Source organism: Streptomyces sp. P9-A4 (assembly GCF_036634195.1).
Lineage (GTDB): Bacteria > Actinomycetota > Actinomycetes > Streptomycetales > Streptomycetaceae > Streptomyces.
Window position 1 is genome coordinate 5,819,822 of record NZ_JAZIFY010000001.1, and the last position, 12,236, is coordinate 5,832,057.

General features: G+C 71.8%; 12 protein-coding genes. 3 read left to right on the top strand and 9 right to left on the bottom strand.

All coding sequences use genetic code 11. The annotated features are described in order from the left end of the window. Positions 1-33 precede the first annotated feature (33 nt). The 4 genes from V4Y03_RS26250 to V4Y03_RS26265 all read right to left on the bottom strand — a co-directional run bounded on the left by V4Y03_RS26250 (position 34) and on the right by V4Y03_RS26265 (position 3,770). Entirely contained in the window at positions 34-534 is a 501-nt protein-coding gene (locus tag V4Y03_RS26250) for a DUF1269 domain-containing protein (RefSeq protein ID WP_332436467.1), read from the bottom strand. A gap of 282 nt (positions 535-816) precedes the next feature. Then, positions 817-1,911, bottom strand: coding sequence for a baeRF3 domain-containing protein (locus V4Y03_RS26255; RefSeq protein WP_332436468.1), 1,095 nt, complete (start codon positions 1,909-1,911; stop codon positions 817-819). A gap of 98 nt (positions 1,912-2,009) precedes the next feature. Beyond that, entirely contained in the window at positions 2,010-2,498 is a 489-nt protein-coding gene (locus V4Y03_RS26260) for a DUF1269 domain-containing protein (RefSeq protein WP_332436469.1), read from the bottom strand. A gap of 204 nt (positions 2,499-2,702) precedes the next feature. Beyond that, entirely contained in the window at positions 2,703-3,770 is a 1,068-nt protein-coding gene (locus V4Y03_RS26265; RefSeq protein ID WP_332436470.1) for an RNA polymerase subunit sigma-70, read from the bottom strand. Positions 3,771-4,082: 312 nt separating this feature from the next. On the opposite strand from V4Y03_RS26265, the gene V4Y03_RS26270 reads away from it, so the two are divergent. After that, on the top strand, positions 4,083-4,589 hold the full coding sequence (locus V4Y03_RS26270; protein ID WP_332436471.1) for a hypothetical protein: 507 nt from the start codon (positions 4,083-4,085) through the stop codon (positions 4,587-4,589). 34 nt (positions 4,590-4,623) lie between these two features. On the opposite strand, the gene V4Y03_RS26275 is transcribed toward V4Y03_RS26270, so the two are convergent. Continuing rightward, positions 4,624-6,579 (bottom strand): amino acid transporter, encoded by a 1,956-nt coding sequence (locus V4Y03_RS26275; RefSeq protein ID WP_332436472.1) that lies wholly within the window; start codon positions 6,577-6,579, stop codon positions 4,624-4,626. Positions 6,580-6,878: 299 nt separating this feature from the next. On the opposite strand from V4Y03_RS26275, the gene V4Y03_RS26280 reads away from it, so the two are divergent. Further along, positions 6,879-8,708, top strand: coding sequence for an APC family permease (locus V4Y03_RS26280; RefSeq protein ID WP_332436473.1), 1,830 nt, complete (start codon positions 6,879-6,881; stop codon positions 8,706-8,708). Positions 8,709-8,949: 241 nt separating this feature from the next. Beyond that, complete coding sequence (locus V4Y03_RS26285) at positions 8,950-9,705, top strand: DUF4118 domain-containing protein (RefSeq protein WP_332436474.1); 756 nt, start codon at positions 8,950-8,952, stop codon at positions 9,703-9,705. Here the strand turns inward: V4Y03_RS26285 and V4Y03_RS26290 are convergent. The 4 genes from V4Y03_RS26290 to V4Y03_RS26300 all read right to left on the bottom strand — a co-directional run bounded on the left by V4Y03_RS26290 (position 9,683) and on the right by V4Y03_RS26300 (position 12,212). Next, on the bottom strand, positions 9,683-10,234 hold the full coding sequence (locus V4Y03_RS26290) for a hypothetical protein (protein WP_332436475.1): 552 nt from the start codon (positions 10,232-10,234) through the stop codon (positions 9,683-9,685). The genes V4Y03_RS26285 and V4Y03_RS26290 overlap by 23 nt on opposite strands. A gap of 54 nt (positions 10,235-10,288) precedes the next feature. After that, positions 10,289-11,068 (bottom strand): GNAT family N-acetyltransferase, encoded by a 780-nt coding sequence (locus V4Y03_RS26295; protein WP_332436476.1) that lies wholly within the window; start codon positions 11,066-11,068, stop codon positions 10,289-10,291. Positions 11,069-11,270: 202 nt separating this feature from the next. Beyond that, entirely contained in the window at positions 11,271-11,348 is a 78-nt protein-coding gene (locus V4Y03_RS33945; protein WP_442809455.1) for a 50S ribosomal protein bL37, read from the bottom strand. Between the two features lie 48 nt (positions 11,349-11,396). Then, positions 11,397-12,212, bottom strand: coding sequence for an SDR family NAD(P)-dependent oxidoreductase (locus tag V4Y03_RS26300; RefSeq protein WP_332436477.1), 816 nt, complete (start codon positions 12,210-12,212; stop codon positions 11,397-11,399). Positions 12,213-12,236 lie beyond the last annotated feature (24 nt).

The window sequence follows — 12,236 nt, forward strand, 5'->3', positions numbered from 1 at the left end:
TCCGGCCGACGGGATCCGGCCGCTTCGTGCGCGTCAGGCAGTGGTTTCGGGGCCGGCCAGCTGCTCCGCGAGCTCCCGCTCGGCCTGCTCGGAGAGCGAGGTCTTGAGTACCTCTCCGCCGAAGGAGCCCATGGCGGCGGCGAACCGGTCCTCCGTGACCTTCGTGGCCATGATGACGACGGCGGCCGAGCCAGGGCCGAGCAACTCCTGGACGTTCTCACGGAACTTGTTGTCGACCCCCATCTGCTGGAGCTTGCCGATCAGGCCTCCGGCGGCCGCGCCCACGACGCCGATCGCCGGGGTGAGGATGAGGATGCCGAAGACCATGCCCCACAGAGCGCCTGCGGTCGCCGACTTGGCGATCTCCTCGGTTCTGGCCGGTGTGTCCACATGGGTCTTGCCGTCCTCGTCGACCGATACGACGGCGAGTCCGGACAGTTCGACCACGTGATCCTTGGCCAGCCGTTGTACCTCGGCGAACGCCTTGTCGGCGACGGCACGGTCCTCGTAGCCGAGGACGATGAGTTCGGACATGCGCAATCTCCTTGTGAGGGGGCTTGTCGGTATCGCTGGGCCTGGCCGGCCTCGCTGTGAGGACGGGATCGGGTAGCTGCCGGCTGGACGGCGTACGAGGGTCGGTCGTTCGCTGACGCCCGGTCCGCTCGTATCGCCGTCGCCGTCGCGGCGCGAACGCACCGGGTGGCTGAGCCGCTCGGGTGAGGGATTCACGGCCGTGCCTTCTCGGTGAGGGGTGTCACGGGCAGCCGCGCCCGGTCCGGTCGTCTCGGGACGGCTGCGCTGTTCTCCAGCGGTCGGTCAGTACCGCAGCACTCCGGCGATGTGCCCTTGGCCGGCCAGCGCGTCGTCGGGTACGAAGCGGATCTCGGCCCCCCTCTCCAAGGCCTGCTCGACGATCTCGTCGACCATGTCGTCCCGCGCTCCGGGCTGGTCGGCGTCCGCGGGTTCCAGATGGCCCCCCTCCTCCCGTACGACTGTCCGGTAGTGCTCCTCGACGGCCAGCAACCGCACTCGCCCCTCCTGCACGGCCCGCCACACCTCGTCGAGTCCGCCCGCGAACTCCCTTCGGCCGCGTGCGGCTTCCAGCTCAGCGGCGATCGTGGCCGTCGACGCCGCCTCCCGCGCGGTGCGAACCGGCTCCACAGCCTTGGCGACAGCACCGGCCGGCCCGTCGGCGAGCCCTCCGTGCTGGATCGCGACCGCGCCCGCGCCCAGCGGGCCGAGCTCCTCCAGGAGTGCGAGTGCGGCGGCCGAGCCGATCACGTACAGCGGGCGGGGCGTGCGGGCGAGGACGGCACGCAGCTTGTCGTGCGCCTCGCGCAGGAACTGGCGGGTGGCCTCGTCCTGGAACGTGCTGGGCAGGTCCCCGATGCGTTGCTTGCGCTCCGCGTCCGGGTCCTCAAGACTCCGCGCGAGCGGGAATCCGTCCCCGGAACGCTCGGTGGCCCGCTCGGGGCTGCCGTCCCACAGGGAGACCCGGTCGGCGGCCACCGCGAGCGCCCAGTACGGCTGCTCGGCTGCCTGCGCCGCTACGAGGTTGCGGGTGAGGAAGGTGTCGGCGAACACCAGGCGTTCGGGTACGGCGCGAGCGACCGACCACACGTGGTGCTCGCCCTGGGCCACGAAGATCACCAGACCGTCCTGCGCGTGGGCCGGATCGATCTCTGCGACGGCTCGCCTCAGCCGGTCGACGATCTCCCCGCGCCGCTCGCGCGGGACGTCGGGATCGTTCTCCAGTGCCTTCTCCGCCTGGGCCACGAGGTTGCGCAGACGCACGGGATCCTGCGCGTTCCCCGGCTCGCGTCGGTGGGTCGGCATCAGCAAGGAGAGGGCGGGATATGGCCGGGGCCGGCGCAGCTCGGCGAGCTGGTCCGAGGTGAGCAGGGGGTCCATCGGATGCCTTTCTGGTGGTGGGGGTGCGCGGGGCGAGTGCGAGACGGATTCGGGGGGCATCCGTGGAGCAGGCGGGGGCCCGTCGCGGTCGGGCCGCGCTATTGCGGCCCGGCGAGCTGTTCGGAGAGTTCCCTCTCGTCCTCGTCGCTGAGTGAGGTCTTGAGGAGGGTGCCGCCGTGCTGTCGCATCGCCGCCGTGAACTTGTCGTCGGTGACCTTGGAAGCCATGATCACGACCGCGGCGGATCCGGGTTTCAGCAGATTCCCCACCTGCTGACGGAACTGATCGTCGATGCCGGACCTGCTCAGCCTGCCCACGAGGCCACCGAGCGCGGCCCCGGTCAGGAGACCGAGCCCGGGGACGAGGAACAGCATGCCGAAGATCGCGCCCCACACGGCTCCGGTGGCCGTGGTGGAGCCCACGACGCGGCTGTCCGAGTCGACGTGGGTCTGTCCGTCCTCGTCGACCTCGACGACCGCCAGACCGTTGAGGTGTACGACGTAGTCCCGTTGGAGTTCCCGCACGGTGTCGAACGCCATGTCTGCCACGTCGGTGTCGTCGTAGCCGATGACGATGAGCTCGCCCACTTCCGCCTCCTCGGTCCGACGCCCCTCCTGGCGGTCCGCTACTGAGCGATTCCGCCTGAAAAGACACGCAAGGATGAGCTTGACCCGATATTCGGGAGGGCGCTACTCGATCCGGTGAGGACCTCGCGCACGCAGGACCCTCGCCTCCGGCCCCCGTGCTCCATTGGAGGGACAGGCCCGACCGGCAGGCACGCGAGGTCCTCCTCAGGAGGCCGTCGTGTCGTGCACGCGCTTGCCGGGGCGGTCGTCGGGGAGGGAGTGGGGGAGGCCGAAGGCCGGGTAGACGCTCGTGTCGCGGAACCAGGTGATCGCGGTGATCGCGTCCCGGTCCGTGGTGAGGACGACCAGTCCGTACGGGCGGGCGATGGCGGCGGGCGGAGTGGGCAGGTAACAGCCCAGCGCGTGCTGGCCGTTGGCCCGTACGGGAATGGCGCGCAGCGGTACTCCTCGGGCCTGCTCGCGGTCGGCCAGGAAGACGCGGACCGACTCGCGGCCGTGGTACTGCTGCGGCTCGGGCGGCATGGTCAGCCACGAGTCCTCCGCGAGCAGGGCGACCACGGCGTCGGTGTCGCCCGCCTCCAGGGCCCTGGCGAACAGGCCGGCCAGCTCCCGCTCGCGGGCCGAGCCCGCGGCCGCGGCGGGCCGGTGGCCGGGCTCCGCCCGGTGTTCGCGCAGCACTGCCCGGCCGCGCTGGAGCATGCCCTTGACCGCCGTCGCACCGCTGCCGAGGATTCCCGCGGCCTCCGCCACGGAGAAGCCGAGGGCGTCGCAGAGGGCGACGGCCGCGCGCTGCGGTGGTGTCAGGTGCTGGAGCGCCGTGACGAAGGCCAGGCTCACCGACTCGCGCAGCTCGTACCGGGCCTCGGGGCCCGGCTGCCGGTCCGGGAGGGCGTCGAGCAGGTCGTCCAGGAGATGGTCGGGGTAGGGCTGGAGCCAGACCGGCTCGCCGAACCGGGTCGGTTCCGGCAGAGTCGACGCGGTGCTGACAGCAGCGGCCGATCGCGGGCGGCGCGACGTGGCACGCAGCGCGTTGAGGCTGCGGTTGGTCGCGATCCGGTAGAGCCAGCCGCGCACCGACGAACGTCCCTCGAAGCCGGCCAGGCCGAGCCACGCCGCCAGCAGGGTCTCCTGCACCAGGTCCTCCGCGTCGGCCACCGAGCCGGTGATGCGGTAGCAGTGCAGCTGGAGCTCCCTGCGGTAGGGCTCGGTGAGGCGGCGGAACGCCTCGGCGTCCCCCGCCAGTGCCTGCTGCAGGTCGGGATCGGTCGTCATGCTCGGCTCCTTGGGACTGAGGTCTTCGGGGCTGTGCGTCTGCGGGCATCGGGGGGCTTTGCGTTCCGCCACCTTCCGTTACGACACCGCCCGGACCCGGATCGGAACGCGGTCCCCGAACAGGCCGATCCCGAGCCGCGTTCCGATCCGTGCGCCACCGGTGTCGTAACGGATGACAGCACATCCCCGACCTGAGGGTCCCCGCATGCCGCCCGACAGGGCGAGACCCGCCCGGGTGCTCCGGCTCACCGCCGGAGCCGCCCTGCTCGTGGGTCTGACCTGCCGTGCCCGACACCAGGAATGGACGAACCGATGGACACCGCACAACTGCGAGACGCCTACCGCACCCTGCTCGACGCCGCCGTGACCGTGGCCGAGTCGCCCGTCCCCGTCGAACCGCCGCCCGGCGAATGGGACGCGGACCAGATCCTGGGGCACGTCTCCCTCGTCACCGCCACCACGCTTGCCGCCGTGTCGGCGATCACCGCCGGCGCGAACACCACCTACGACAACCGCGTCGCGCTGGACACCTGGACCATCGATCGTGTCATCCGGCTCGCCGGCGGAGGCGCGGGCCTCCGGGAACGTGTCCACGTCCAGGCGGACGCCCTGTGCGCCCTCGCCGGGGCGACGCTGAGCAAGACCGAACTCGACACACGGGTTCCCACCCTGCTCCTCTCCCACGACACGGCCCTCGTCGATCAGCTCGTACCGCTCGGGGACCTGATCTCCGGCCTCGCCGAGGGGGAGCTGCCCGGCCACACCCGGCAGCTGCTGGCCCTGATGCCGGCCGGCACCCGGGACGAGACCGCTCGCTGATCCCGCCGGTACCGCGACCGGGCTTCGCCGCCCCTCAGCCGACGTGGACGCGGGGGCGGCGGGCGCGGTCGGGTTCCGCCTCGCGCAGCACCTCCCGGGTGACCGGCGCGACCTCGCCCTGGCCCAGGAGGAAGAAGCGGAGGAAGTTGGCGAAGGGGTTGCCCTCGGTCCACTCGAAGTAGATGTGCGGGCGGGTGCCGGTGAGGTCGCGGGCGTGGAGGAGCAGGGCCGCGAGGGCGTTGGGGACGGAGGAGCCCTCGACGGTGAGGACGCGGTAGCGGTCGTGGAGGACCTCGCCCTTCACCGTGAGTCCGGCTTCGAACTCGGAGGGGTCGGTGATCGTCACCTCGACGAAGACGAAGTCCTCGGTGCCGGGGATGTCGTTGTCGGAGCGGATCTGCTCGATCTTCTCGCGGTACTCGGCGATGTCACGGCTGCCGGGTTCGTTGGCGATGAACCGGGCCGTCCGGCGCGAGATGTCCTGGATGAAGCGTTCCGCCATCTCATCGAGCTCGACATGGGTGACGCGTAGTTCGAAGGCGCGGCCCAGGCGGGAGAGAAGGGAGATCAGGATGATGCCGGCGATGAAGCAGGCACCGATCTTCACGCCGTCCGGACGCTCGATGACGTTGACGACCGTCGTGTAGAGGAAGACGGCCGAGATGATGCCGAAGCCGATCGTCCAGCCGCGCTGGCCGGCCTTGCGCGCCGCGATCGTCACCGCGATGGCCGCCGAGGAGATCAGGACGAGGACACCGGTGGCGTACGCGCCGCCCTGGGCGTCGACGTCGGCGTCGAAGATCCACGTCACCAGGAAGGCGACCAGGGTGAAGACGATGACCATCGGGCGCACGGCGCGCGCCCAGTGCGGGGCCATGCCGTACTTGGGCAGGTAGCGCGGCATCAGGTTGAGCAGGCCGGCCATCGCCGACGCGCCCGCGAACCACAGGATGGCGATGGTCGAGACGTCGTAGACCGTGCCGAAGGTGTTGCCCAGGTACTCGTGGGCCAGGTAGGCGAGCGCGCGGCCGTTGGCCTTGCCGCCGGACTCGAACTCCTTCGCCGGGATGAGCACGGTGGTGATGAAGCTGGTGCAGATCAGGAAGACGCTCATGATCACAGCGGCCGTGGTGAGGAGCTTCTTCGTGTCCCGGATACGGCCGGTGGGCCGTTCCTCGGTGTCGTCGGGGTCGCCCTTGACGTGCGGCATGACGGCGACGCCGGTCTCGAAGCCGGACAGACCGAGCGCGAGCTTGGGGAAGACGAGCAGGGCGACGCCGACCATCGCGAAGACGTTGCCGTGCTCGGCGGTCAGGGCCGAGGCCCAGTCCGTGACGACATGGCCCTCGGTGAGGACGTGCCAGAGGCCGGTGATCACGACGACCACGTTGAGCGTCAGATACAGGCCGACGAGTGCGACGGCGACACCGATGGCTTCCAGGAAGCCCTTGAGGAACACCGCGCCGAGCAGGGCGATCAGCACCAGAGTGATGATCATCTGCTTGTTGTGGAGAGCTTCCGCGAGGTGGGGGTTCTCGACGAGGTGGGTGGAGGCGTCGGCGGCCGACAGGGTGATGGTGATGAGGAAGTCGGTCGCCGCGAAGCCCAGCAGGGTGAGGACGAAGAGCTTGCCCTTCCAGAAGGACAGCAGCCGCGACAGCATCGAGATCGAGCCCTCGCCGTGAGGGCTCTCCTCGGCCACCCGACGGTAGACCGGCAGGGCGCCGGCCAGGGTGACGATCACCAGCACGATCGTGGCCACGGGGGAGAGCAGCCCGGCGGCAAGGGCCGCGATGCCCGGCTGGTAGCCGAGGGTGGAGAAGTAGTCGACACCCGTCAGACACATCACCCGCCACCAGCGCTGACCCCTGTGCCCGGCGTCCGGGGCCGGTTCCTTGGGGCGGGAGGGCTTGCCCTTGCCCATGTCGGACAGCCCTTCCAGCATCCACGCCCGCAGCCTGCTGGTGCGCGTCTCGTTCGTGCCGGCCATCGGGCTGCTCCTGGGCGTGGGGAGAGGGATTCGGCCATCGGAGGGACAGCCGAGTCAGCCTAAGCAGCCAGGGACGCCCGGATCCGGCCATGGGCGTATGGGAAGCGTCAAGATCCCTCGCTTGGGCGTTGTGTGCCTCACATGCGTACACGCCTGTGTTCAGGCACCGAGCCGTGCGGCCCGCGTCAAGGACGAGTGAAGACGGCGGCGTCCGGCGACAAGAACCCGCCAGAGACCGCCGACGGCCGGCCCGGTCGGGCCCACTCTGGGCGGACCTGACCGCGAGGGAGTTCACCAGCATGTCCGCTCCGACCACTGAGAACAGCACCACCGCGACCGCAGAGGAGCCTCCGGATACCGGCGCGCGCCACAAACTGACCGCCGTCACCGGGCTCGCCGCGCTCTCGCTCGACGCCATGGCCTCTGTGGCGTACGGCCCCGAGGCCATCGTCCTGGTCCTCACGGCGGCCGGCGCCCACGGGCTCGGCTTCACCCTGCCGGTCACGCTCGCCATCGCCGGGCTGCTCGCGGTCCTCGTCGCCTCGTACCGCCAGGTCATCGCGGCCTTCCCGGACGGCGGCGGTTCGTACGCCGTCGCCAAGGCGTACCTCGGGCGCCGGACCAGCCTGGTGGCCGCCGGCTCCCTGGTCCTGGACTACCTCCTGAACGTGGCCGTCGCCGTCACCGCCGGAGTCGCCGCCCTCACCTCCGCCTTCCCCGGCCTCTACGGGGACCGGCTCTGGATCTGCCTCGCCGTCCTCGTCCTGATCACCGGGGTGAACCTGCGGGGCATCGTCGAATCGGCCCGCGTCTTCATCGTCCCGACCGCCGTGTTCGTCGGAGCGATCCTCGCCATGGTGGCCGTCGGCCTCTTCCGCGACGCGCCCGTCTCCACCGAGACCTCCGCCGGGCACGCCTCCGTACTCGCCGACAACGCCACCACCGTCGGCGCGCTCCTCCTCCTCAAGGCCTTCGCCTCAGGCTGCTCCGCCCTCACCGGCGTGGAGGCCATCGCCAACGCCGTCCCGTCCTTCCGCGCCCCGGCCGCCCGCCGGGCGATGCGGGCGGAGGTCGCGCTCGGCGCGCTGCTCGGCGTGATGCTGATCGGACTCTCCGTCCTGATCTCCCGCTTCGGGCTCCAGCCGGTCGAGGGCGTCACCGTCCTCGCCCAGCTCGCCGACGCCTCCTTCGGGCACAACGCGATCTTCTACGTCGTCCAGTTCGCCACCATGGTGCTGCTCGCGCTCTCCGCGAACACCTCCTTCGGCGGTCTGCCCGTGCTGCTGAAGCTGCTGGCCCGCGACAACTACGTGCCGCACGTCTTCGGCCTCAAGGCCGACCGCCAGGTGCACCGGCACGGCGTCATGTGGCTGGCCGTCGTCTCGGCAGGACTGCTCGTCCTCTCCGGCGGCGACACCAACACCCTCGTCCCGCTCTTCGCGATCGGCGTCTTCGTCGGCTTCACTCTCGCCCAGACCGGCATGGTCCTCCACTGGCGGGCCACCCGGCAGTGGGGCAAGGCCGTCCTCAACGGCCTCGGCGCGCTGCTCACCGGCGTCTCCGCGGTCGTCGTCACCGCGACCAAGTTCCACGACGGGGCCTGGCTGATCGTCGTCGCCCTGCCGCTTCTCGTCGTCCTCTTCGAGACCGTGCACCGGGCGTACGGGAGGATCGGAGAGCGCCTCGGCGTCGGCAGGATTCCGGAGCCCCCGCACCGCGAGCACTCCCTCGTCCTCGTTCCCGTCTCCTCCCTGACCCGGGTCACCAGCGAGGCCCTGACCGCCGCCGTCTCCCTCGGCGACGAGGTCCGCGCGGTCACCGTCTGCCACCACGACCCGGAGGACCGCGACCGGACCGAGGCCCTGGAACGCGACTGGGCCCTGTGGAACCCGGGCGTCCCCCTCGTCCGGCTCACCTCCGAGCGCCGCTCCCTCGGCCGGCCGATCAGCGCGTACGTACGGGAGCTGGCCGCCGCCCGTCCGGATCTCCGGGTCACGGTCCTCGTCCCGGAGGCCGAACCGGAGCGCCTGTGGCAGCGTGCGCTGCAGAACCAGCGGGGCGCGGTGGTCGCCCATGCGGTCCGGCGCGACACGAACGCGGTGGTGTGCAGGCTTCGCTTTCGGTGCTGATGGTCGGGGTGGTGGGGTCCGCTGGTGCTGGTGCTGGTGCTGGTGCTGGTGCTGGTGCTGGTGCTGGTGCTGGTGCTGGTACGGGTACGGCTGCTGCTGACTGGCCGGGCTCGTCGGATCCCTCTTCCCGGTGGGGCTCATCAGGGATTCGTCAAAGAGGCCTCCGTCCGGTGCCTCCCGTGTCGTACCGGACGGAGGCTGGAGTCAAGGAGGGTTGCCGCCCGGTCCTGTGAGGTGGGTCATGAGGTTCTCCGTCCGCGACACGGTTGCGATCGTCGCCGGTGCCCTCGTCCCGTTCGCGACGGCCGCGGCCCTGTTGCCCCTGCGCGCGAGCGTCACGCACACGAACCTCGCGCTGCTGCTCGTGGTCGTCGTCGTGGCCGTGTCGGCGCTCGGCAACCGGCTTGCCGGAGCCCTCGCCGCCGTCTCGGCGGCCGTGTGGTTCGACTTCTTCCACACCGAGCCCTACCAGAGCTTCCACATCCAGGACCGGGCCGATGCCGAGACCGCCGTCCTGCTCCTGGTCGTCGGCCTGATCGTGTCCCAGCTGGCCGCTCGCGGCCGGACCCTGAAGCGGGTCGCGGTCATGGACGCCTCCCACCTGGAGCGCCTGCACGGCACGACCCGCGTGGCCCGGGCCAGTACGTCCTCCGACGACGTGGTCCAGCAGGTCCGGCAGGAGCTGACCGAGGCGCTGGAACTGCGGGCGTGTCGTTTCGAGTACGGCGTGCTCACCGGGCGTCCGCCGCGGCTGGAGGCGGACGGGAGCGTGACGGTGCCCGGCTGGATCTGGGACCTGGAGCGGCAGGGCTGGCCGGACGGCGAGATCGAGCTGCGCGCCGTCGTCCACGGGCGGTATCAGGGCCGCTTCATGCTGACGCCCGCGGCGGGCGCCGTACCGCCGCCGCTGGAGTCGCGCCTCGTCGCCGTCGATCTGGCGGCGCAGGCCGCCGCCGCGCTGGACGACGACGTGGTCAGCGCAGACCGGAGACCGTGAACACCGAGCGGGCCGTGTCCCCTTCGATCCGACGGGCGAGCCGGTCGAGGTCGTCGGACCCGGTCGGCAGGGTGCTGTTGGCGGCGGAGAACCGCGCGTCGGCTTCCAGAAGGAGCCAGAGGGACGGGTTCGCGAGGAGGACCCGGAGTTCGACCCGGGCCCGGCCGCCGGCCATGTCGACCAGGTCGACGCACTGTTCGATCCCGGTGGGCCAGCGGAGGGCGGCGAGCCGGTCGGTACGTACGGTCCGCCGGGCCCACAAGGTCCGGACGGTGATCAGGCCCGGTGCGGCGGAGACCCTGGCGGGCAGCAGGACCACGAAGAGCGTGACGGACAGGGCGATCCAGCGCAGTGTGCTCGGCAGCGTCAGGCCGTCGCCCCCGGCGTCCACGGTCAGCGACAGGACGAGCAGCAGCCCGGCGCAACCGGCGGCGGTCCGCGCCTCGCCGGCCCACCGGGCGTCGTGGACGGCGCGGTGCGCGGGGTCGGACGGCGGGACGGAGCGCGGCTCCGAGGCTCGTGGGTCCATGGCACGGACGCTAGAACCGCGGGCGGCCGGTGCCGGTCCGCCTTGACGGGGTCCCTATGCGGCCTCGGCCAACTTTGACGCCTGGCTGACGGGTCCGGCCACATGATGGACGTACTCGTGGGCAAGCCGGAAGCCCGCCGTCCAGGCGAGGAGCCGGCTGGGGCGGTCGTCGCGGGAACAGGTCCAGCTGGCGCGGTGTCCGCGTGTCGCGATGTCCGAGGTCAGTCCGGTGAGGCAGGCCAGGGCGAGGTGGTCGCGGCGCTCGTCGGGGGCGGTGACGCAGGCGACGTCCTCGTAGCGGTTGCCGAGGAAGCGGGTGCAGGCCACGGCGAGCACACGGTTCCGGCGGAAGGCGGCCCAGGCCAGTCCGGACGCCGAGAGGGCGGCGGGGCCGCCCCAGGTGTCGTGGATCCGGGCCGTGGACGGGTCGAGCGCGGCGAGCGCGGGGGCGTCCGCGAGGGAGAGACGGCGCACGGTCACCCCACGGGGTACGCGGGGAGTGACCGCGGCGGCGCTGTGGACGTAGAGCATCCGCTCCCACGGGTGGAGGTGGTCGAAGGCCGCGCCGAGCACGGGCACGAAGCGGCCCGGGGATTCGACGTGGTGCCCGGCGAGCGGGGCGAGCTGGTCCGGTGACACGGCGCTGGGGTCGCCGGCCAGGAGGGCGTGTCCGCCGCACGTCACGGCCACCACGCGCGGCTCCTTGACGCGGTCGGTCCACCACCGGCCGTGGCCGGTGGTGAGGACGTGCTCGGCGAGGGCCCCGGTGCCGGGCGCGCCGGAGAGGAACACGCGGGCGGGGGCGGGGGGTTGGTGGGACGCGTGGGGGATCACGGGGGCCTCCTGGCGCGGAAGGACGGCGGTGGATCGAGGCGGACGGGGGAGGTGGTTGGGGGGCATGGGACGGGCGGGGCCGGGCGGGGAAGACGGGCCGGGCGGGAAGGTGGGGACGGGCGGGAAGGTGGGGACGGGCGGGAAGGTGGGGACGGGCGGAGGGGGACGGGGCGGCCCGCCGTGGAGCGGGCCGCCCCGTGGGTCAGTGCTGGCCGGCCCTGCGGCCGTGGTTCGCCGCCTTCTTGCGGCGGGCCCTTTTCTTGCGTGCGCGCTTGGACATGTCGGGTGCCTCCTGCGGGCGTTCCGGTTCTTCAGGCGGTCCGGTGCCTCAGGAGCTCTGTCCGACGAGGAGGTCGGCGAGCTTGCTGAGGCGCTTGACCGTGCGCGTCTCGGAGGCGACGGCCGCAGGGGCGACGCGCCGATCGCGGTCGTAGTAGGCGCCGTTGACGATCTCGACGGCCGGGTCGCAGAGCCGTACGACGTGGGCGGCGCCCTCGGCCGGGGCGACCCCCTCGTGTGCGTAGAGGGGGAGGAGGCTGGTGGTGCAGATGCCGGGGTGGACGGAGACGGCCGTCACGCGCGGATCGGCGGCGAAGACGGTCAGGGCCAGCTGCGACTGGGCGTAGGCGGCGAGACGGGAGTAACGGCGGACCCGGTTCGGGTCGTTCCACTGGATGGAGCCGGTGCGGTGGAGCGCCGAGGAGACGTTGACGACCCGGCCGCCGGGGTCGCTGGTCAGCGCGGGTTCGAGCAGGTGCGTGAGCAGGTAGTGGGCGAGGAAGTTGACCTGGAAGGCGATCTCGTTGCCGTCGGTCGTGACCGTGTGACGCTCCGGGGCGGCCATGCCGGCGTTGTTGACGAGCACGTCGAGCAGCGGGTGCTCGGCCAGGACCCGGGCGGCGAGGTGTTCGACCTCCTCCAGGCGGGTGAAGTCCGCGCCGAACGCGCACAGCCGGGCGGCGTCGACCCCGGCGAGGGTGACGAGCCGGTCGGTGGCGGCGAGCGCCTCCTCGGCGGTCCGGCCGTGGACGAGGACGGTGGCGCCGCGCTCGGCGAGCAGCCGGGCGGTCTGGTGACCGATGCCGGAGGTGGCGCCGGTCACCAGGACGGTGCGGGAGGAGAGGTCGGATACGGACACGGGCATGACTGGTCAATCCCTCAAGGGTGA

Excerpts from the sequence above, each read along its gene's own strand:
- V4Y03_RS26270 (WP_332436471.1), top strand. The coding sequence starts at position 4,083 with ATGGACACCGCACAACTGCGAGACGCCTACCGCACCCTGCTCGACGCC.
- V4Y03_RS26250 (WP_332436467.1), bottom strand. The coding sequence starts at position 534 with ATGTCCGAACTCATCGTCCTCGGCTACGAGGACCGTGCCGTCGCCGAC.
- V4Y03_RS26265 (WP_332436470.1), bottom strand. The coding sequence starts at position 3,770 with ATGACGACCGATCCCGACCTGCAGCAGGCACTGGCGGGGGACGCCGAG.
- V4Y03_RS26275 (WP_332436472.1), bottom strand. The coding sequence starts at position 6,579 with ATGGCCGGCACGAACGAGACGCGCACCAGCAGGCTGCGGGCGTGGATG.
- V4Y03_RS26255 (WP_332436468.1), bottom strand. The coding sequence starts at position 1,911 with ATGGACCCCCTGCTCACCTCGGACCAGCTCGCCGAGCTGCGCCGGCCC.
- V4Y03_RS26280 (WP_332436473.1), top strand. The coding sequence starts at position 6,879 with ATGTCCGCTCCGACCACTGAGAACAGCACCACCGCGACCGCAGAGGAG.
- V4Y03_RS26290 (WP_332436475.1), bottom strand. The coding sequence starts at position 10,234 with ATGGACCCACGAGCCTCGGAGCCGCGCTCCGTCCCGCCGTCCGACCCC.
- V4Y03_RS33945 (WP_442809455.1), bottom strand. The coding sequence starts at position 11,348 with ATGTCCAAGCGCGCACGCAAGAAAAGGGCCCGCCGCAAGAAGGCGGCG.
- V4Y03_RS26285 (WP_332436474.1), top strand. The coding sequence starts at position 8,950 with ATGAGGTTCTCCGTCCGCGACACGGTTGCGATCGTCGCCGGTGCCCTC.
- V4Y03_RS26300 (WP_332436477.1), bottom strand. The coding sequence starts at position 12,212 with ATGCCCGTGTCCGTATCCGACCTCTCCTCCCGCACCGTCCTGGTGACC.